Here is an 18,706-nt window from a genome sequence, read left to right as displayed (position 1 = left end):
GGGCGGCGCGACCGCATGCTGCGGCCAGCTGACATACCCGTACGTGCGCGCCCTGACGGGCCCAGCGAAAAACAACCCGCACGCAAGGTTAACGAAAATTACTGTCAGGCTCCAACCCGGCGTCTGTCAGTAGGTGTAGAAGCCCTTGCCGGACTTCTTGCCCAGCTGGCCGGCCTCGACCATGCGCAGCAGCAACGGCGGGGCCGCGTACAGCGGCTCCTTGTACTCGTCGTACATGGAATCGGCGATCAGCTTCATGGTGTCCAGGCCCACCAGGTCAGCGAGCTTCAGCGGGCCCATCGGGTGCGACAGCCCGGCGACGACGGCGGTGTCGATGTCCTCGACGGTGGCGAAGCCGGACTCGGCCATCCGGATGGCGGCCAGCAGGTAGGGAACCAGCAGGAAGTTGACAACGAAGCCCGAGCGATCCGACGCCCGCACGACCTTCTTGCCCAGCACCTCGCCGGCGAAAGTCTCGACGCGCGCAGCGGCTTCGGGGGCGGTCGTCACCGAGGAGATGAGCTCGACCAGGGGCAGCACCGGCACCGGGTTGAAGAAGTGCAGACCGAGCACCCGGCTCGGGTTCTTGGTCGCGGCGGCGATGCGCATGATCGGGATGGACGACGTGTTCGACGCCAGCACCGCGTCGGGGTCGGTGATGATCTCGTCAAGCTGAGAAAAAACCTTCGTCTTGACGTTGACGTCTTCGACGATGGCCTCGATGACGAGCTGACGGTCGGCCATGTCGGCCAGGTCGTTGGTGAAGCTCAGTCGACCCAGCGCGGCGTCGCGGTCGGCCTCGGACAGCTTGCCCTTCTTGACCGCGTTGTCCAGCGACTTGGTGATCCGCTCCCGGCCGGCGGTGGTCAGCGCCTCGGTCGGCTCGAACGCCAGGACCTGTGCGCCTGCCTTGATACAGACCTCGGCGATGCCGCCGCCCATCTGCCCGGCCCCGATGACCCCGACTCGTTCGATTGCGTTGCTCACCGCTGTCCTCTCCTCGTGATTACTTCTGAAGATATGCGACAGGCCCCGCCCAGTTTCTGAGCGGGGCCTGCCGTAAAAGCCAGAGGACTCAGTGACTCAAGCCCTCGGTTCCACTTCGCAAGCTCAGTGGAACTGTCCCTCTTCGGTCGAGCCCTTCAGAGCCGCGGTCGAGGTGTTCGGGTCCACGGTGGTGGCGATCTTGTCGAAGTAACCGGCGCCGACCTCACGCTGGTGCTTGGTGGCGGTGTAGCCACGGGCCTCAGACGCGAACTCGCGCTCCTGCAGGTCGACGTAGGCGGTCATGCCCTCGCGGGCGTAGCCGTAGGCCAGGTCGAACATCGAGTAGTTGAGGGCGTGGAAGCCGGCCAGGGTGATGAACTGGAACTTGAAGCCCATGGCGCCGAGCTCACGCTGGAACTTGGCGATGGTGGCGTCGTCCAGGTGCTGCTTCCAGTTGAAGGACGGGCTGCAGTTGTAGGACAGCAGCTGGTCCGGGAAGTCGGCCTTGACGGCCTCGGCGAACTTGCGGGCGACCTCGAGGTCCGGCACACCGGTCTCCATCCAGATCATGTCGGCGTACGGGGCGTAGGCCTTGGCACGCGCGATGCAGGGCTCGATGCCCTTCTGGACGTTGTAGAAGCCCTCGGCGGTGCGCTCACCGGTGACGAACGGCTTGTCGCGGTCGTCCACGTCCGAGGTGATCAGGGTGGCGGCCTCGGCGTCGGTACGCGCGATGACGACGGTGGGGGTGTTGGCGACGTCGGCGGCCAGGCGAGCCGAGGTCAGGGTGCGGATGTGCTGCTGGGTCGGGATCAGCACCTTGCCACCGAGGTGGCCACACTTCTTCTCCGAGGCCAGCTGGTCCTCCCAGTGGGTACCGGCGGCACCCGCGGCGATCATGGCCTTCTGCAGCTCGTAGACGTTCAGGGCGCCACCGAAGCCGGCCTCACCGTCGGCGACGATCGGGACGAGCCAGTTGTCGACGCTCTTGTCGCCCTCGACGCGGGCGATCTCGTCGGCGCGCAGCAGCGCGTTGTTGATGCGACGGACGACGGCCGGCACCGAGTTGGCCGGGTAGAGGCTCTGGTCCGGGTAGGTGTGGCCCGAGAGGTTCGCGTCACCGGCGACCTGCCAACCCGAGAGGTAGATGGCCTTCAGGCCGGCGCGCACCTGCTGCACGGCCATGTTGCCGGTCAGTGCACCCAGCGCGTTGATGTAGGAGTCGTCGTCCTTGGTGACGCCTTCCCACAGGATCTCGGCGCCACGGCGGGCGAGGGTGTGCTCCTCGACGACGCTGCCCTGCAGCTCCTCAACCTGGGCTGCGGTGTAGTCGCGGGTGATGCCCTTCCAGCGGGGGTTGGTGTCCCAGTCCTGCTGAATCTCAGCGGCGGTACGTGGCTTTCCGACGTTGGACATTGTGCTCCTTCGTATTGGGCAGGTAAGCCGCGTCGCCGTGGGCGCCAGGATTCAAGCTGATTGTTAACGCTTCGGCGACTTCGCTTGTGTGCTGTTAACGACGATGACACAGCACATACCCGCAGGTCCAGCGGTTACAAGTGCCAATTTTCGCCAACACTTGTAGCGAACTTGCGAAGATTGCGAAGTTGCTGAGGTGCTTGACCGGTTCAGAAGCTACCGGACGGTAACCGATATGCGCTGGTCAGTACGCTCGTACTGTTAAATCGGCGCACTCAGAGCGCGAACAGGCAGGCGACCGCTTTGACCTCGTCACCGACCGCATATGTGAGCGTTGTAACACTGCGGTCACACAGCTCGGGACCGAATTTCTCGGTCGATCCGGCCGGGTACTCGTGCGTGATGATCTCCAGCCGGTCCCCGAGTGCCACCGCGGCGTCGTGCTCGATGGTCACCCGCAGCGGCGCCTGGAGCAGCTCGGGACGGTAGGTCTGCAGGTAGTCCTCGACCACCGACCAGTAGACGGAGTTGTTCATGTGGTCGAACAGGTCGATGTCGGTGACCCGGACCGGGAAGTCCGCGATTCGGAGTGCGTCGTCGCGAGCGCCGGCCTTGAGGTAGCCCTTCCAGCGCAGCCGGTCCGTGGTCGCGGTCCGCTTCAAACCCGCCAGGAAGTCGTCCGAGATGCGGGCCGGTCCCTGGGTCTCGAGGTTCATGTTGATCCAGAAGGCCTCGGACTCCATGAGTCCGCCCTTGCGGCCGTCGATCCGCACGCGCATCTCACACCACCGGTTCGACGTGCCCGAACACCAGCGCCGCAGCCGCAGGATGTCGCCGCGCTCGATGGGACGGATCAGATCCACCATGGTGCGCCGGACAACCCAGGCGGGATGGACATCCTCGTAGCCCATCTGGCGCAGCTGGTCCTGGCCGATGTCCTGGATGTGGCGGCAGGCGCCGTCGAACCGGAGCCGGCCGTCGCGATCGACGTCGGCCATCCGCAGCGGCCAGCTGGTGTCGAAGACGTCGGGATGCCCCTCCGGGACCGGCGCGAGCGCCTTGGCCAGGCCCGTTACGGCCTTCGCGTCGGTCTTTTCGGCGATTTCGACAGTGCTCATGGCGTCCCTTCGACGCGGGTCCCCTCGGCTGGATCACCCATTTCACCCGCGGCCCGATCCTGCCACAGGGCATTTTTGCCAATTATGCGAAGACGGTATTCACACCATTGCTAGCCTGGTTTCATGGCGAAGACTTTCGTTGGCTCACGGGTGCGTCAGCTCCGCGGCGAACGCGGCTTCAGCCAGGCCGCGCTGGCGCAGATGCTCGACATCTCCCCCAGTTATCTCAACCAGATCGAGCACGACGTCCGGCCGCTGAGCGTCGCCGTGCTGCTGCGCATCACCGAGGTGTTCGGGGTCGACGCGACGTTCTTCGCCTCGCAGGACGACACCCGTCTGGTCGCCGAGTTGCGCGAAGCGCTGATGGATCGCGACCTGGGCGTCGACGTCGACATCCCGGAGATCGCCGACCTGGTGAGCACGCACCCGACGATGGCCCGCGCAATGGTCGACCTGCACCGCCGCTACCGGTTGTCCACCGCGCAGCTGGCCGCCGCCACGGAAGACCGGTTCTCCGACGGCAGCGGCAGCGGGGCCATCACCATGCCGCACGAAGAGGTGCGCGACTACTTCTACACGCGCCAGAACTACCTCCACGAACTCGACACCGCGGCCGAGGAATTCATCCTCCGCATGCACATGCGCCGATCCGAACTGTCCCGCGAGCTGGCCGAGCGGCTGAGCCGCGTCCATCACGTACGCATCGTGCAGCGGCTCGAACTCGGCGACAACGTGCTGCACCGGTACGACCCCGAAACCAGGACGCTGGAGATCGGTGGCCACCTGTCGTCGGGACAGTACGTGTTCAAACTGGCCGCCGAGCTCGCCTACCTGGAATTCGGCGACCTGCTGGAAAGCCTGGTGGCCGAGGGCAATTTCACCAGCGAGGAGTCGGTGAAGCTGGCCCGCATGGGGCTGGCCAACTACTTCGCCGCGGCCGCGGTGCTGCCCTATGGCCAATTCCATGCTGTCGCCGAGGAATTCCGCTACGACGTCGAACGGCTGTCGGCCTATCACTCGGTGAGTTACGAGACCATCGCGCACCGGCTGTCGACGCTGCAGCGGCCGTCGATGCGCGGCGTACCGCTGTCGTTCGTCCGCGTCGACCGCGCCGGCAACATGTCGAAACGCCAGTCCGCCACCGGTTTTCATTTCTCGTCGTCGGGCGGCACCTGTCCCCTGTGGAACGTCTACGAGACGTTCGCCAACCCCGGCAAGATGCTGGTGCAGATCGCCCAGATGCCCGACGGCCGCAACTACATGTGGGTGGCGCGCACCGTGGAACGACGCGCCGCGCGGTACGGCCAACCGGGCAAGACGTTCGCCATCGGGCTGGGTTGCGAACTGCGCCATGCCAATCGGCTGGTCTACTCCGAGGGGCTGGACCTGTCCGGCGGCGCCGCGACGCCCATCGGCTCGGGCTGCCGGGTGTGCGAACGGGACAACTGTCCGCAGCGGGCATTCCCCGCACTCGGCCGCGAACTGGACCTCGACGAACACCGCAGCACCGTGACGCCGTACGTGGTGAAGCGGGCGAATCAGTGACGGGACTTGCCGTTACGGACCTGCAGCCGTCACGCCGCCGGACTTTCTGACTCTTCGCCCGTCAATCGCTCGATCGCCGGCGCAGGTGCACCCGGACGCGCGAAGAACGTGCCGTAGAAGCCGTAGGCCAGCGTCGCAAGGGCCCCGATGATCAGCAGCCCGAACATGATCGGATACTGCGCCATCCACCCGGACAGGTAGCGAACGCACAGCATCACGCCGACGATGACGGCGGTACCACCGGCAATCAGCCGTAGCCGGGCATGAGGCGTGGGCCGAATCGGCTCCCGCAGAGCCGATTCCACCGTCAGGCACAATGCCGCACCGACCACCAGGTCGACGCCGTAGTGGAAGCCGAAGCCGAGCGTCGCGGCCAAAGTGCCCACCAGCCAACAAGTGCCACCGACGCGCAACCACCGCGGGCCGGATCGCGAATGGATGAACACGGCCAGCGCCCACGCCGTGTGCAGCGACGGCATGCAGTTGCGCGGGGTCGACGTGTCGAACGCGAGGGGCACCGCCGGCCCGTCGACGGGCGGCAGCAGGGCCGGCCAGAAGTCGCCGACCTGAAAGCCGCCACCGGCCGCGCCGAACGCATAGGTGGGCCCCACCAGCGGGAACATCAGATAGATCAGCGGGCCGACCAGGCCCAGCACCAGGAAGGTGCGCACGACGAAGTGCCGCGGCCACCGTCCACCCGTGGTCACGCTGCGCAGCTGGTAGATCGCGACGACGGTCGCGGCGGCAGACAGTTCGAGATAGACCCAATGCAGCAGGAAGTAGAGCACCGAGTGGTGCTGCACCAGCTGGCCCAGCACCCATGACGGTTGGCCGAGCGCGACGTCGGCCCGTGCCGCGAACTCGTCGAGAACGGTGGGACGCGTCAGGGACGTGATGGTCAGCCAGGCGTCACCGGCCTTGGTGGCGAGCACGAGCAGCAGGCCGGTGGCGACGCCCTTCAGCGCGGTGTCGCGCTGCGGACCGGTCCACCGCGTCAGCGCAAACACACCCAGGCCGGTCAGCACGACCAGCGCGCCGCTACCCATCGCTGACGGAAGACCGAGAAAATCCCGCCCGGCGACAAAGGCGACGTCGAGCCCCAACGCCGTGGTCACGGCCGGCAGCCGGTACTGCCGCGGCACCGCGACCAAGGCCACCACCAACGCCGCCCACGGCACCGTGAACCCCGCCGGAGTTCCGACGTAATCGCTGATCAGGCGCTCGAGCGGACCCCGGAATCCACACAGCATGGCCGTCACCTGCAGCGCGCACATGAACGTCGCGACCAGCGCAATGCCGATCGCGACCTTCGTCCGGGGCGGTACACCCTCCTTAAGGAAGGGTGAATGTTCGGTGAACACGCATAGACGATAGGCCGTCGGCCGTCGCTACCAGCAATTTGCGATCAATTTGGGACTTGGCGAAACGTCAGTTCGCCCGCAATATCCGGTAGATGACGTAGGCCAGCTCCTTGCGCTGATCATCGATCGCACGCTGGCGCGCTCGATGTTGGTCCTCGCCCTCGGCGCGTTGCACCACCAAGGGCGCCGCGCGCAACAAGACTCCGCGCACCCGGACCATCTGGGCCACCACAGAATCCGGCTGGCAGTACTTCGTGGTCTTCACATAGCTCTCCCCGAGCACGACCCCCTGGTAACCAGTGACCACCTCGCCCTCGATCCGTACCGGCGGTGTGGTTTCGAGGTGTGCTTCCTTCGCCTTGTCAGAGCAGACCTCGGGCACGAACGGCTGTGCGCTGCAACGCTTGACCCAGTTGTTCACCGCCGTGATGCCGTCGAACCCGTCGCGCTCCCGGAAGACTGCCGCGACGCCAAGCGCGTCGACCAATTCATCGGCACCCGGTCGGGGCGACGACAGTGGGTCGGCGGAGCAATCCGCAGGCGCGTCGCCCCGCGGCTGCGCTGACAATTGCACCACTCGGCTGCCGCTCTTGACCGGTGGAGTCATGACCAGTGCCGACAGCTGCGCCGCGGGCCGCGACGCGATGCTGGACGTCTGGACTGTGTCAGGGGCTTGCTCGGCAGCACGCTGGACGAAGCCGTCGACCAATTGGGCTACGTCGTGGACCGTCACTCCCAGAGGACCCCGGGAAATGAACCTCACCCGCAGCACGACTCCGTCTCGGGCCACGACGACGGTTCGGCCGTCCGGGCCGTCGTTTGATGGCCTCCAATACTTGTCACCCGTGGTCTGGGTGGTGTCGAATTGGATTGCATCAGTGGGCATTCCGGGGATGTTGCGGAATGTCTGGACAGCCCAGGTGCCGTAGAAGTCTCGGTAGGTCGCGCAGCGGGTCCCCCAGTTCGCCATCTCGTCGACGACGTTCTCACCGGGGCGGGTTCGCCACAGGTCAACGTGGATCAAGCGGCCGTCGCGATCAAGCCTGTCGCCGTAGCGCGCGGTGAGTTGCGGCCCGTCTGGGTCTCCCGGTTCTGGATACCGCGCGCACTCGATTCGCCGCTGTGCGGAAAATTCGTCATTGCGTGGCACCTCGTAGCCGACCTCGACCATTCCCGGCACGTCGGCCAACGTCGGCAGGTACCGCAGCAACGGATGGTCAGCGGCCCGCGATATCGCCACATCTGTAGCCCGGTCACTACAACTGACCACCATCAACGCAACCGTGAAAATCACGGTCCCCACCCGTTTCCACCCCATAGCTCGACCCTACGACCGCCCTGCCTGTGCCAGACTCGGGAATTGTGAACAGCATCGAGCCGGCCCGCATCGAACCCGGCGGAATCCGTGAACTGGGCCCGCTCAACTGGCTCATCGCCAAGATCGGCGCCAAGACCATCCGGGCCCCGAGGTTTGCGCTCTTCAACGTCCTCGGCCAGCATCACCTGCTGTTCCTGACGTTCCTGCCCTACTCCGGCATGCTGCTGGGCCGCAGCAAGCTGGGGCTCAAGGACGCCGAGCTGGTGATCCTGCGCGTCGCCCATCTGCGCGGCAGCGAGTACGAGCTGCAGCAGCACCGCCGCCTGGCCCGCAGCCGCGGCGTCGACGCCGAGACGCAGGCCCGCATTTTCGAGGGGCCGGACGCCGAGGGTCTCACCGACCGGCAGCGCGTGCTGATCACCGCGACGGACGAGTTCGTCATCACCCGGTCGGTGTCCGACCAGACGTGGAAGTCGCTGGCGTCCTACCTGGATCGCAAGCAGCTCATCGACTTCTGCCTGCTGGCAGCGCAATACGACGGCCTGGCGGCGACCATCGCCACCCTTCGCGTGCCGCTGGACTTCCCGGACTAAAGCGCTCGAACCTGAGCTTGTGTTCGAAATTTCAAGAGAATTTGGCACACAAGCTCAGGCTCGACCGCCTAGAGGTAGGTGACCCCGAGTACCGCCAGCGTCATCAACACCGGCGCGACGGGTAGGCACCAGAGGAACGCGGACTTCGCAAAAGCCTTGCGCTCCTGGAACTTTCGAGCGAAGAACACCGCGACGCCGGCCACCACGAAGACCACGGCGGACATCACCAGCACCCAGAAACTGATGCTGGTGGTGTCCATCGCGAGCGAGATGGCCAGCAGCCACAGCATGTGACCGACGACCAAACCGCCTATCGCGGCAACGACATTCGCGCGCAAGACCGACTCAGAAGTTGATCATGTGGCCGGTCAGGCCGTGGAAGCATTCCTGCAGCGCCTCCGACAGCGTCGGGTGGGTGTGCACGTTGCGGGCCAGTTCGTTGGCGGTCAGGTCCCACTTCTGGGCCAGGGTCAGCTCGGGCAGCAGCTCGGAGACATCCGGACCGATGAGGTGACCACCGAGCAGCTCGAGGTGCTTCTTGTCGGCGATCAGCTTCACGAAGCCCGTCGGGTCCGCGAGGCCGTGCGCCTTGCCGTTGGCGGTGAACGGGAACTTGGCGACGACGACGTCGTAGCCCTCGGCCTTGGCCTGCTCCTCGGTGAGCCCGAAGCTGGCGACCTGCGGCTGGCAGAAGGTGGCGCGCGGCATCATCCGGTAGTCGCCGAGCGTCAGGGTCTCGGCACCGGCGATGGTCTCGGCCGCGACGACGCCCTGCGCCTCGGCGACGTGCGCGAGCTGCAGCTTGGCGGTGACGTCACCGATGGCGTAGATGTGCGGCACGTTGGTGCGCATGTTGTCGTCGATCGCGATGGCACCGCGCTCGGTGAGCGCGACACCGGCGGTCTCCAGGCCGTAGCCGTCGACGTTGGGGCCGAAACCGATGGCCTGCAACACCTTGTCGGCCTTGAGCTCCTGTGTGGCGCCGTCCTTGCTGACGACGACGGTCACCTCGCTGCCGGAATCCTCGATCGACTCGACCTTGGTACCGGTGAGGATCTTGACGCCCAGCTTCTTGTACTGCTTCTCGATCTCCTTGGAGACCTCGGCGTCCTCGTTGGGCAGCGCGCGCGGCAGGAACTCGACGATGGTGACGTCGACGCCGTAGTTCTTCAGCACGTACGCGAACTCCATGCCGATGGCACCCGCGCCGGCGATGATGATCGAGCCCGGCAGGTCCCGCGTCATGATCTGGGTCTCGTAGGTGACGACGTTCTCGCTCAGCGAGGTGCCGGGCACCAGCCGCACCGACGAGCCGGTGGCGATGATCGCGTTGTCGAAGGTGACGTCCTCGGTTCCGCCGGCGTTCAGCGCGACGCGCATCGAGTTGGGTCCGGTGAAGGTGCCGTAGCCCTCCAGCTCGGTGATCTTGTTCTTCTTCATCAGGAAGTGCACGCCGGCGACGCGGCCTTCGGCGACCTTGCGGCTGCGGTCGAACGCCGCGCCGAAGTCGAAGCTGGCCTCGCCGCTGATGCCGAAGGTCTTGGCTTCCTTGTGGAAGATGTGCGCCAGCTCCGCGTTGCGCAGCAGGGCCTTGGATGGGATGCATCCCACGTTGAGACAGACGCCGCCCCAGTACTTCGGTTCGACGATGGCGGTGGTCAGCCCCAGCTGGGCTGCGCGAATTGCGGCGACATATCCGCCGGGACCGGCTCCGAGAACGACGACGTCATAGTGAGTCACATGCACACCTTATAGGCGCGGCGACGTCGACAGTCGGGAGACCGATTCAACTGCGGGAAACCGGGTATTCGGCGGGGACCTTCGTCAGAAAGGGTCGATGCCCCATGTCCAATTCCCTCATGCCGCACTTCACCGATGTGCAGGCGCATTACGACCTGTCCGACGAGTTCTTCCGGCTGTTCCTCGATCCGACACAGACCTACAGCTGCGCGTATTTCGTCCGCGACGACATGACGCTGCAGGAAGCGCAGCTGGCGAAGATCGACCTGGCGCTGAGCAAGCTCGGTCTCCTGCCGGGCATGAAGTTGCTGGACATCGGCTGCGGCTGGGGGTCGACGATGCTGCGTGCCGTCGAACGGTACGACGTCGACGTGATCGGGTTGACGCTGTCGAGGAATCAGGCGGCCCATGTCCAGCGCACCTTCGACCGGATGGACACCGCCCGCAGCCGCGAGGTCCGGCTGCAGGGCTGGGAGCAGTTCGACGAGCCCGTCGACCGGATCGTGTCGATCGGCGCCTTCGAGCACTTCGGCCCCGACCGCTACCCGGAGTTCTTCCGGCGGACGTATGCGGCCATGCCGCCTGACGGCGTCATGCTGCTGCACACCATCTGCGGTTTCGACTTCCGGGACGCCAAGGAGCTCGGCATCCCGCTGACCTTCGAATTCGCCCGGTTCGTGAAGTTCCTGATGACGGACATCTTCCCGGGCGGCCGGCTGCCGATCATCCCCGTCGTGGAGGAACTCGCGACCGCGGCCGGATACCACGTCACCCGGAAACACTCATTGCAGCCGCACTACGCCACGACCCTCGACATCTGGGCCCGGAACCTGGCGGCACACCGGGACGAGGCCATCAAGATCCAGTCGCAAGAGGTCTATGACCGCTACATCAAGTACCTGACCGGATGTGCGGAGTTGTTCCGCAACAAGCAGGCCGACGTCGTGCAGTTCACGTTGCAGAAGTAGTCACCACGAACGAAACCGCCTGCACCGCAATCTGGTGACCTACGCCAAGCCCGGACGCGCACCGGGCACCGGGCACGCCTCCTCGGCGTGCTCGACGATCAACGTGCCGTCCCGCGCCGGCCGGACGCCCTGCGCATACTGGGCGCCGGTCACGGGCGGTTGTGCATTGAGCTCGGCGTTCTCCGCCTCGGTGAACACCCGACCGCGCGACAGGAAGCGCTTGCCTTCGGGCGCCTCCAGGCTGAACCCGCTGCCCCGGCCCGCGACCACGTCGATGATGAGCTGGGTGTGCTGCCAGGCCTCGAACTGCGGCCCGGAGATCCACACCGGGACGCCGTCGGGCCCGACGTCGAGTACCGCCAGCAGCACGTCGCGGTCGCCGACGATGAAGTCGCCGTCGGGGTAACACATCGGCGACGAGCCGTCGCAGCATCCACCCGACTGGTGAAACATCAAGGGGCCGTGCTGGTTCTGCAGCGCGCGCAGCAGGTCCGCGGCCTCGGCGGTGATCAGTGCCCGAGATGGCATACGGCCACCCTACGCCGGGGAGTAAGAATGACCAGGTGAGTTCTGAATCGGTCGCCCCGGAAGATCCCGCCGCTCCGCTCGCCACAGGAGAAGATCCCTACCTCTGGCTCGAGGACGTCACCGGTGACGACGCCCTCGCCTGGGTGCGCCCGCACAACGAGCCGACGATCGCCGAGTTCGGCGGCGAGCGCTTCGAGCAGATGCGCGCCGACGCCCTCGAGGTGATGGACACCGACGCCCGCATCCCGTACGTCCGGCGGCGCGGCGAGTTCCTCTACAACTACTGGCGCGATGCGGAGAACCCGCGCGGGCTGTGGCGGCGCACCACGCTGGACAGCTACCGCACCGACGCCCCCGAGTGGGACGTGCTGATCGACCTCGACAAGCTGGCGGCCGACGAGGACGAGAACTGGGTCTGGGCCGGCGCCGACGTCATCGAACCGGGCCTGCACCTCGCGCTGATCGCGTTGTCGCGCGGCGGGGCCGACGCCACTGTCGTACGCGAATTCGACATGGAGACAAGGCAGTTCGTCGAGGACGGGTTCAACCTGCCGGAAGCCAAGTCCAGCGTCTCCTGGGAGACCCCCGACACGGTGTTGGTGGGCACCGATTTCGGGCCCGGCGCCATGACCGAGTCGGGGTACCCCCGGATCGTCAAACGGTGGCACCGCGGGCAGCCGCTGGCCGACGCCGTCACGATCTTCGAAGGCGCGGCCACCGATGTCAGCGTCGGCGCCGGCTACGACAGCACACCGGGTTTCGAGCGGCTGCTGGTGTCGCAGTCCACCGACTTCTTCAACCGCGAACGCTTCGAGGTCCGCGGCGACGAGCTGGTCCGCATCGACGTCCCCACCGATGCCGCGATCTCGATTCACCGGGAATGGCTCCTGATCCGGCCGCGTGCCGACTGGACCGTCGGCGAGACGACATACGCGCCGGGAACGCTGCTGGCCGCGCGCTATGACGACTACCTCGCCGGAAACCGCGACCTGACCGTGGTTTTCGAGCCCGACGACCACAGCAGCATGCAGAACTTCGCGTGGACGCGCGACCGGCTGCTGCTGCAGACGCTGGTCGACGTCATCGGCCACATCGAGCTCGTCACCCCCGGCACGTGGGAACGCGAGGACATCCCGGGCGTACCGAAGCACGCCACCACGGTCATCGTCGACGTCGACGAGTACGGCGACGAAATCTTCCTGGACTCAAGCGGATTCGACAGCCCGTCGCGCCTGCTCTGGGGCCACGCCGGTGGCGCGGTCACCGAGATCAAGCGCGCACCGGCGTTCTTCGACGCGTCCGAGGTCGAGGTGTCGCAGCATTTCGCGACGTCCGCCGACGGCACCCGCATCCCGTATTTCGTTGTGGGACAACGCGGTGTCACCGAGCCACGCAAGACGCTGCTGAGCGGATACGGCGGCTTCGAGTCGTCGCTGCTGCCCGGCTACGCCGGGGTGCTCGGCCGGTTGTGGCTGACGCAGGGCGGTACCTACGTCGAGGCCAACATCCGCGGCGGCGGCGAGTACGGGCCGCGCTGGCACACGCAGGCCATGCGCGAGGGCCGTCACCTGGTGTACGAGGACTTCGCCGCCGTCGCAGCCGATCTGGTGCGCCGCGGCATCACCACCGTCGAACAACTCGCCGCCGAGGGCGGCAGCAACGGCGGACTGCTCATGGGCGTCATGCTCACGCGGTACCCGGAGTTGTTCGGGGCCCTGGTGTGCAGCGTGCCGCTGCTCGACATGAAGCGGTACCACCTGCTGCTCGCCGGTGCGTCATGGGTGGCCGAGTACGGCGACCCCGACAACCCCGACGACTGGGCATTCATTTCGAAGTACTCGCCGTACCAGAACATCTCGGCCGACCGGAAGTACCCGGCGCTCCTGATGACCACGTCGACGCGCGACGACCGGGTGCACCCCGGCCATGCGCGGAAGATGACGGCGGCCCTCGAGGCCGCCGGCCACCGCGTCCACTACTACGAGAACATCGAGGGCGGACACGGTGGGGCGGCGGACAACTCGCAGGCCGCGTTCAAGGCCGCGCTGGTCTATTCATTCCTGGAGCGCACCGTCGGCTCGTGATTTGTGCACGATTTTCCGCGCCGGCCGCGGATTTTCGTGCACAAATCCCTAGTCAGGCGGCGGCGGGGGCGGGCTTGGACTTGCGGACCACGCGACGGCCGAGGTTGCCCAGCAGCGTGACGAGCACGCCCAGCACCACCAGACCGCCGCCGATCGCGAGGGTGATGTTGAGCCACTGGTGGGCGTTGGCGATGGCCGTGTCGACCATGACGTCGGCCACCTGGCGGACGTTGCCGGTGGTGCGGTTCAGCCCGTCGTTGATGTAGCGCCGACCCGCCTCGATGCCGGCCCAGCCCGCGGCGCCGACGATCATGGTCGAGATACCCAGAGCGGCAATGGTTTTCCCGCGTGACCGGCTCATCGCCAGAGTGAGCAGAGCGAATATGCCCGTCAGCACGCAGATGCCGATCCGTGCCCACGGTCCCCACGTCGTCGCCGCGCGGAACTGGCCCGGCCGCAACGATTGCGCCGAGTCGGTGATCGGTACTTCGATCTTCGACGGGACCCGGATTCCGAACGCCGCCAAGGTCGCCTTGAACGACCGGTCCGACAGCATCGGCGACAGGTCGATGGTCCAGCGACCGGACGCGTCCGAGTGGGCCATGGTGTCGGTGAACAGCCAATCGTGCGCATAGCCGTTCGCGGCGCCGAACTGTCCCGGGAACGCCGAGCTGGAAGTGTAGATGCCGGCGGCGTTCGACACGGTGCTCGTGCTCAGGTCATATCCCGCACCGGTGGCCAGCCTGTTGACCTGGATTCCCAGCTCGCTGGCCGTGGCCTTCTGCAGCTCGTGGTTCTTGGCTGCCGTGGTGGCCAGCGCGACATAGCCGCCCCGGTCGACAAGTGTGTGCTGCGCCCAGCAGACCGGTACGGCCACCGCCACAGCGACGGTGGTGACCAGCCACAACAGCAATGTCGCGACGAATCGCAAGCGCCCTCCTACGTTGGTGGGCGCCGCTCAGTCGGACAGCGCCCGTCCCACGATCAGCGGATCGGCGTGTCCGACCACCTCATGGTCCTTGTTGTCGTAGTCGAATTTACCGAGAACATGCCGCATGGCGTTGATCCGGGCGCGCTTCTTGTCGTTGCTCTTCACCACGGTCCACGGCGCGACCTCGGTATCCGTCCAGGCGAACATCTCTTCCTTGGCCGCGGTGTAGGCGTCCCACTTGTCCAGCGAGGCCAGGTCCGTCGGCGAGAGTTTCCACTGCCGCACCGGGTCGACCTGACGAATGGTGAAGCGGGTGCGCTGCTCGGCCTGGGTCACCGAGAACCACAGCTTGGTGAGGCTGATGCCGTCGTTGGTCAGCATCTGCTCGAAAAGCGGTGCCTGACGGACGAATTCAGCGTGTTGCTTGGGCGTGCAGTACCCCATCACGCGCTCGACGCCGGCCCGGTTGTACCAGGAGCGGTCGAACAGCACGATCTCGCCGGCGGCCGGCAGATGCGTGACGTAGCGCTGGAAGTACCACTGGGTGCGTTCCTTCTCGGTCGGCTTCTCCAGCGCGACGACGCGGGCCCCACGCGGGTTGAGGTGCTCCATGAACCGCTTGATGGTGCCGCCCTTACCGGCGGCGTCGCGGCCCTCGAAGACGATGACGTGCCGCAGCCCGTTGGCCTGGCTCCATTTCTGCAGCTTCAGCAGCTCGATCTGCAGCAGGCGCTTCTGCTCTTCGTAGTCGTGCCGGTTCATCCGCTCGTCGTACGGATAGCCCTCGCGCCAGGTGTCGACCACTTCCCCGCTGGGCAGCAGCACCAGTTCGGGGTCGTCGTCGTCATCATCGCGGACGGTGTAGGTGTCGGCGGCAGATGCGTCCAGGGTCACCGGCTGAACGTAACCGCCGGGCCGAACCTGGCGGTGACGTGACGGTGAACAACTGGTGGTGCTACTTGGCGGTGCGCTTGGGCCGGATCAACGACACCTTGGTCAGGACGTTGTTCATCCGGGCCAGGGCCTTCATCGAATTGTGGTAGTAGTTGCCGCCCGTGCCCTTGCTCGTGCGCGGCTCGACGACCGTCTCCTGGCGACAGAACTTGCGGATGCCGTCGGCCCCGCCGAACCGTGCGCCGATGCCCGACGTCTTCCAGCCACCCATCGGGGCGGTGGTGCACATCAGGTTGGCCAGCACGTCGTTGATGTTGACGGCGCCGCAGTCGAGCTGCAGCGCCACGTCCTTGGCCCGCTGCACATCGCCCGAGAACACGGTGGCGCTCAGGCCGTACGGGCTGTCGTTGGCCAGGCGGACCGCCTCACCGACGGTGGCGACCTTCATGATCGGCAGGGTCGGGCCGAACGTCTCCTCGGTCATGCAGGCCATCGAGTGGTCGACGTCGACGAGCACCGTCGGCGGGTAGAAGCTGCCCGGGCCGTCGGGGCGCTTGCCGCCGGTCAGCGCGCGAGCGCCGGCCGCCACCGCCTCGTTGACGTGCCGCTCGGTGATGTCCACCTGGCTGGCGTCGATCTGCGCGCCGAGGTGGTAGCCCTCGCCTGCGCCCACCTTGAGGTTCTGCACCGCCTTGACGACGGCGTCGACGAACGCGTCGTAGGCCGGTTCCAGCACGTAGACGCGCTCGACAGACACGCACGTCTGCCCGGCGTTGAACATCGCGCCCCAGACCGCGGCGTTGGCGGCCAGCTCGACGTCGGCGTCCTCGAGGACGATCATCGGGTCCTTGCCGCCGAGTTCGAGGCTGACCGGCGTGAGGCGGCGCGCCGCGCGCTCCATGACCTTGCGGCCGGTGGCCGTCGAGCCGGTGAACTGGATGAAATCGGAGTTGTCGATGACGGCCTCGGACACCTCGCGGGCACCCTGCGCGAGGGCCAGCACCTCAGGGGCGCCGGAGTCGGTCCAGCCGCGCAGCAGCAGCTCGGCGGTCAGTGGGGTGCGCTCGGACGGCTTGAGCAGCACGGCGCAGCCGGCCGCGAGTGCCCCGATGGCGTCCATCAACGCGTTGGCCACTGGGTAGTTCCACGGCGCGATGATGCCGACCACCGCGCGTGGGCGGTAGTGCACGGTGATCTTCTTGACCGACAGCATGGGCAGCGGGGCCGGCCGGGTGTCGGGCGCCAGCGCCTTCTCCATGGTCTTGACCACGTACGAGATGATCAGGATCGCCAGCGGAATTTCGGCCTTGGCGTCGACCATCGACTTGCCGGTCTCGCGGATCAGCAGGGCCTCGACCTCGTCGCGGTGGTCATTGAGCCACACCGCGAAACGGGCCAGCACCTTCGCGCGGCCCTGCGGCCCGCGGGCTTCCCATTCGCGCTGCGCGGCGCGCAGGCCGGCGGCGATGCGAGGAACGTCGGCCGGGTCCGTCCAGCTCACGGTTCCTGCGATGGCACCCGTGGCGGGGTCGTAAATGGTGCCGGAGCCGGGCGAACGGACGTCAGACGTAGCGGTCATACCGCCATCGTAACGACCAGGTGTGACGCGGGTCGCATCCGGCTTGACGCGTGTCAAAACCGAGGCGTACCGCACCGGGCGCTAGAGGATCACGCCAGGGCTTTCCGCGGGGTGCTCGGTGACCAGGCGGGCCGCCAGGCACACCAGACTGGACCCGAACAGCAAGGCGCCGACGGTGTCGGTGAAGTAGTGGTACGTGAAGGCCTGTCCGAGCATGCCCAACGGAACGAAGATGCCGGCCAGCACGCGTGACCACAGCACGGCCCCGGCCGCCAGGACGATGACGCCCAGCACCGTCACCATCAGCACGGTGTGTCCGCTGGGATACGCGAGCGCCCCACCTTTGTGACGACCGAACAGCTCCTTCAGGCCGCGCTCGATGAACACCGCCAGCTGGGGCGTCAACGCGATGACCGCGGCCAGACGCCAGCGCTTGTGCCACAACGCGATTCCCACCGCGATCACCAGCATCGCCATGAGCACACGCGGGTCGGTGAAGAACAGCAGCCAGCCGGTATACGGCTGGCCGTCCCGGCCGGCGTCCTGAAAGACGTCATCGACCGGCGTCGAGGCCTTGCCCACGCCCCAGCCCAACAGGGCCATCAGCCCCAGCCCGACTGGCGGCCACCAGCGGACGAACTTCTCGGTTGTCATCTGTGGGCGGCGATGCCCCGTACATACGCGGCCTGCCCGAGGTGCTGCGCGCAGTCGTCGACGATGCTCACCAGCCGCGCACTCGCGGTCACCGGAGGATTCCAGCGTCGGTCGACGATCCGCTCGAGATCCTCAGCCGTCACGCCCGCGACATATTCGAGCGTCACCTTGTGCACCGCGCGGTAGTACCCGACCAGCAGCTCGACCGGCGGCCGCACCTTGCCGACGTCCTCGGCGGTATGGCCGTATCCGATGTCATAACCGGGCGCGTCGCTCTTCGGCAGGTCGAGCGCGAACCGCTGCTCCCAGCCGGCACTCGTCCACACCTGGTGGATGCCCGCGACCTCGCACAGCTGCATGTCCTGACACCGCGCACTGTGCCACAGCAGCCAGGCGATGCTGTTGGCCTCCGGCGTCGGCCGCCACAGCGACACCTCTTCGGTCAGGCCGTCGGTGACCTCGTCGACGTGCTCGATGAGCCGAGTGAACGAGTCGCGCAACAGTTCCCGCGCCGCAGCGGTATCAGACATATCGCCGACGCTACCGGAGCGCACCACTACCCGGCTGCGCCATGGAAGACCGCCTCGACGTTGTTGCCGTCGGGGTCGCGGACGAAGGCCCCGAAGTAGCCGGGGTGGTACTCGGGCCACAGCCGGGGTGCGTGCAACGACTCGGCGCCGAGTTGGACGGCCGCGTCGTGGAACGCGGTGACCGCGTCGGTGTCCGCGGCCTGGAAAGCGACGTGCACCTCGCGGTTCGGACCCGAGGCCTCCCCCGCGCCGGCATCGGCGATCCAGAAGTCGGGCTTGCCGTCGCGGCCGTAACCGATGGCGACGCCGAAATCCAGCTGCCGGCTGAAGCCGAGCACGCCGAGCACCGCGTCGTAGAACTGCTGGGACTTGGCCCAGTCACTGCAGTTGATACCGAAATGGTCGATCATGCCCAGATCGTGCCACGGGGCACCGACAACGCCGGAGCGACGAACCCGCA

General features: G+C 66.7%; 18 protein-coding genes. 4 read left to right on the top strand and 14 right to left on the bottom strand.

Going from position 1 to position 18,706, the window contains the following annotated elements:
* Window positions 1-126 precede the first annotated feature (126 nt).
* The 3 genes from ACJH6H_RS04245 to ACJH6H_RS04235 all read right to left on the bottom strand — a co-directional run bounded on the left by ACJH6H_RS04245 (window position 127) and on the right by ACJH6H_RS04235 (window position 3,521).
* Window positions 127-987, bottom strand: a complete 861-nt coding sequence (locus tag ACJH6H_RS04245) for a 3-hydroxybutyryl-CoA dehydrogenase (protein ID WP_212807079.1) — start codon at window positions 985-987, stop codon at window positions 127-129.
* A gap of 123 nt (window positions 988-1,110) precedes the next feature.
* Window positions 1,111-2,403 carry an isocitrate lyase gene (aceA, locus tag ACJH6H_RS04240; RefSeq protein ID WP_212807080.1) on the bottom strand — a complete coding sequence of 431 codons (1,293 nt, stop codon included), beginning with the start codon at window positions 2,401-2,403 and terminating at the stop codon, window positions 1,111-1,113.
* Window positions 2,404-2,678: 275 nt separating this feature from the next.
* A complete protein-coding gene (locus ACJH6H_RS04235; protein ID WP_406774313.1) occupies window positions 2,679-3,521 on the bottom strand; it encodes an acyl-ACP thioesterase domain-containing protein in 843 nt (280 codons plus the stop codon).
* A gap of 123 nt (window positions 3,522-3,644) precedes the next feature.
* Here ACJH6H_RS04235 and ramB point away from each other — a divergent pair, with 123 nt between their 5' ends.
* Window positions 3,645-5,066: an acetate metabolism transcriptional regulator RamB gene (gene ramB, locus ACJH6H_RS04230; RefSeq protein ID WP_212807082.1), complete on the top strand. Its 1,422-nt coding sequence runs from the start codon at window positions 3,645-3,647 to the stop codon at window positions 5,064-5,066.
* A 29-nt stretch (window positions 5,067-5,095) separates the two neighbouring features.
* On the opposite strand, the gene ACJH6H_RS04225 is transcribed toward ramB, so the two are convergent.
* Both ACJH6H_RS04225 and ACJH6H_RS04220 read right to left on the bottom strand, forming a co-directional pair.
* Window positions 5,096-6,427 carry a DUF5933 domain-containing protein gene (locus tag ACJH6H_RS04225; RefSeq protein WP_406774312.1) on the bottom strand — a complete coding sequence of 444 codons (1,332 nt, stop codon included), beginning with the start codon at window positions 6,425-6,427 and terminating at the stop codon, window positions 5,096-5,098.
* A 67-nt stretch (window positions 6,428-6,494) separates the two neighbouring features.
* Entirely contained in the window at window positions 6,495-7,721 is a 1,227-nt protein-coding gene (locus ACJH6H_RS04220) for a hypothetical protein (protein ID WP_406774311.1), read from the bottom strand.
* Between the two features lie 68 nt (window positions 7,722-7,789).
* On the opposite strand from ACJH6H_RS04220, the gene ACJH6H_RS04215 reads away from it, so the two are divergent.
* On the top strand, window positions 7,790-8,338 hold the full coding sequence (locus ACJH6H_RS04215; RefSeq protein WP_406774310.1) for a carboxymuconolactone decarboxylase family protein: 549 nt from the start codon (window positions 7,790-7,792) through the stop codon (window positions 8,336-8,338).
* A gap of 68 nt (window positions 8,339-8,406) precedes the next feature.
* Here ACJH6H_RS04215 and ACJH6H_RS04210 read toward each other — a convergent pair whose 3' ends face one another.
* Window positions 8,407-8,676 (bottom strand): hypothetical protein, encoded by a 270-nt coding sequence (locus tag ACJH6H_RS04210; RefSeq protein ID WP_212807085.1) that lies wholly within the window; start codon window positions 8,674-8,676, stop codon window positions 8,407-8,409.
* A 7-nt stretch (window positions 8,677-8,683) separates the two neighbouring features.
* Window positions 8,684-10,078, bottom strand: a complete 1,395-nt coding sequence (lpdA, locus tag ACJH6H_RS04205; protein ID WP_226519678.1) for a dihydrolipoyl dehydrogenase — start codon at window positions 10,076-10,078, stop codon at window positions 8,684-8,686.
* Between the two features lie 104 nt (window positions 10,079-10,182).
* Here lpdA and ACJH6H_RS04200 point away from each other — a divergent pair, with 104 nt between their 5' ends.
* Window positions 10,183-11,046, top strand: coding sequence for a cyclopropane mycolic acid synthase family methyltransferase (locus tag ACJH6H_RS04200; protein WP_226519679.1), 864 nt, complete (start codon window positions 10,183-10,185; stop codon window positions 11,044-11,046).
* 39 nt (window positions 11,047-11,085) lie between these two features.
* Here the strand turns inward: ACJH6H_RS04200 and ACJH6H_RS04195 are convergent, their stop codons facing one another.
* Window positions 11,086-11,574, bottom strand: a complete 489-nt coding sequence (locus ACJH6H_RS04195; RefSeq protein WP_226519680.1) for a DUF779 domain-containing protein — start codon at window positions 11,572-11,574, stop codon at window positions 11,086-11,088.
* A 35-nt stretch (window positions 11,575-11,609) separates the two neighbouring features.
* Between ACJH6H_RS04195 and ACJH6H_RS04190 the strand changes: the two genes are divergently transcribed.
* A complete protein-coding gene (locus tag ACJH6H_RS04190; protein ID WP_406774309.1) occupies window positions 11,610-13,658 on the top strand; it encodes a prolyl oligopeptidase family protein in 2,049 nt (682 codons plus the stop codon).
* A gap of 52 nt (window positions 13,659-13,710) precedes the next feature.
* On the opposite strand, the gene ACJH6H_RS04185 is transcribed toward ACJH6H_RS04190, so the two are convergent.
* The 6 genes from ACJH6H_RS04185 to ACJH6H_RS04160 form a co-directional block, all read right to left on the bottom strand.
* The gene (locus tag ACJH6H_RS04185) at window positions 13,711-14,589 is read right to left on the bottom strand and encodes a hypothetical protein (RefSeq protein ID WP_406774308.1); all 879 of its coding nucleotides are present in this window, start codon (window positions 14,587-14,589) and stop codon (window positions 13,711-13,713) included.
* Window positions 14,590-14,616: 27 nt separating this feature from the next.
* Window positions 14,617-15,483, bottom strand: coding sequence for a polyphosphate kinase 2 (gene ppk2, locus ACJH6H_RS04180; protein WP_212807091.1), 867 nt, complete (start codon window positions 15,481-15,483; stop codon window positions 14,617-14,619).
* A gap of 61 nt (window positions 15,484-15,544) precedes the next feature.
* Window positions 15,545-17,062: an aldehyde dehydrogenase family protein gene (locus ACJH6H_RS04175; protein ID WP_226519683.1), complete on the bottom strand. Its 1,518-nt coding sequence runs from the start codon at window positions 17,060-17,062 to the stop codon at window positions 15,545-15,547.
* Between the two features lie 81 nt (window positions 17,063-17,143).
* Window positions 17,144-17,716 carry a PA-phosphatase gene (locus tag ACJH6H_RS04170; protein WP_226519684.1) on the bottom strand — a complete coding sequence of 191 codons (573 nt, stop codon included), beginning with the start codon at window positions 17,714-17,716 and terminating at the stop codon, window positions 17,144-17,146.
* Window positions 17,713-18,246, bottom strand: a complete 534-nt coding sequence (locus tag ACJH6H_RS04165) for a mycothiol transferase (RefSeq protein ID WP_226519685.1) — start codon at window positions 18,244-18,246, stop codon at window positions 17,713-17,715. Before ACJH6H_RS04165 ends, ACJH6H_RS04170 begins: the two co-directional genes overlap by 4 nt.
* Window positions 18,247-18,272: 26 nt before the next feature.
* The gene (locus tag ACJH6H_RS04160; protein ID WP_406774398.1) at window positions 18,273-18,656 is read right to left on the bottom strand and encodes a VOC family protein; all 384 of its coding nucleotides are present in this window, start codon (window positions 18,654-18,656) and stop codon (window positions 18,273-18,275) included.
* Window positions 18,657-18,706 lie beyond the last annotated feature (50 nt).

Origin of the sequence: Mycobacterium sp. SMC-21 (assembly GCF_045310825.1) — a bacterium.
GTDB lineage: Bacteria > Actinomycetota > Actinomycetes > Mycobacteriales > Mycobacteriaceae > Mycobacterium.
The sequence above is the reverse complement of the archived record's forward strand: the minus strand, read 5'-3'. Positions and strand labels throughout refer to the sequence as shown.

Bases quoted from the DNA above. Each gene is read 5' to 3' on its own strand.
- ACJH6H_RS04165 (WP_226519685.1), bottom strand. From the start codon at position 18,246: ATGTCTGATACCGCTGCGGCGCGGGAACTGTTGCGCGACTCGTTCACT.
- ramB (WP_212807082.1), top strand. From the start codon at position 3,645: ATGGCGAAGACTTTCGTTGGCTCACGGGTGCGTCAGCTCCGCGGCGAA.
- aceA (WP_212807080.1), bottom strand. From the start codon at position 2,403: ATGTCCAACGTCGGAAAGCCACGTACCGCCGCTGAGATTCAGCAGGAC.
- ACJH6H_RS04160 (WP_406774398.1), bottom strand. From the start codon at position 18,656: ATGATCGACCATTTCGGTATCAACTGCAGTGACTGGGCCAAGTCCCAG.
- ACJH6H_RS04170 (WP_226519684.1), bottom strand. From the start codon at position 17,716: ATGACAACCGAGAAGTTCGTCCGCTGGTGGCCGCCAGTCGGGCTGGGG.
- ACJH6H_RS04195 (WP_226519680.1), bottom strand. From the start codon at position 11,574: ATGCCATCTCGGGCACTGATCACCGCCGAGGCCGCGGACCTGCTGCGC.
- ACJH6H_RS04235 (WP_406774313.1), bottom strand. From the start codon at position 3,521: ATGAGCACTGTCGAAATCGCCGAAAAGACCGACGCGAAGGCCGTAACG.
- ACJH6H_RS04175 (WP_226519683.1), bottom strand. From the start codon at position 17,062: ATGACCGCTACGTCTGACGTCCGTTCGCCCGGCTCCGGCACCATTTAC.
- ACJH6H_RS04200 (WP_226519679.1), top strand. From the start codon at position 10,183: ATGTCCAATTCCCTCATGCCGCACTTCACCGATGTGCAGGCGCATTAC.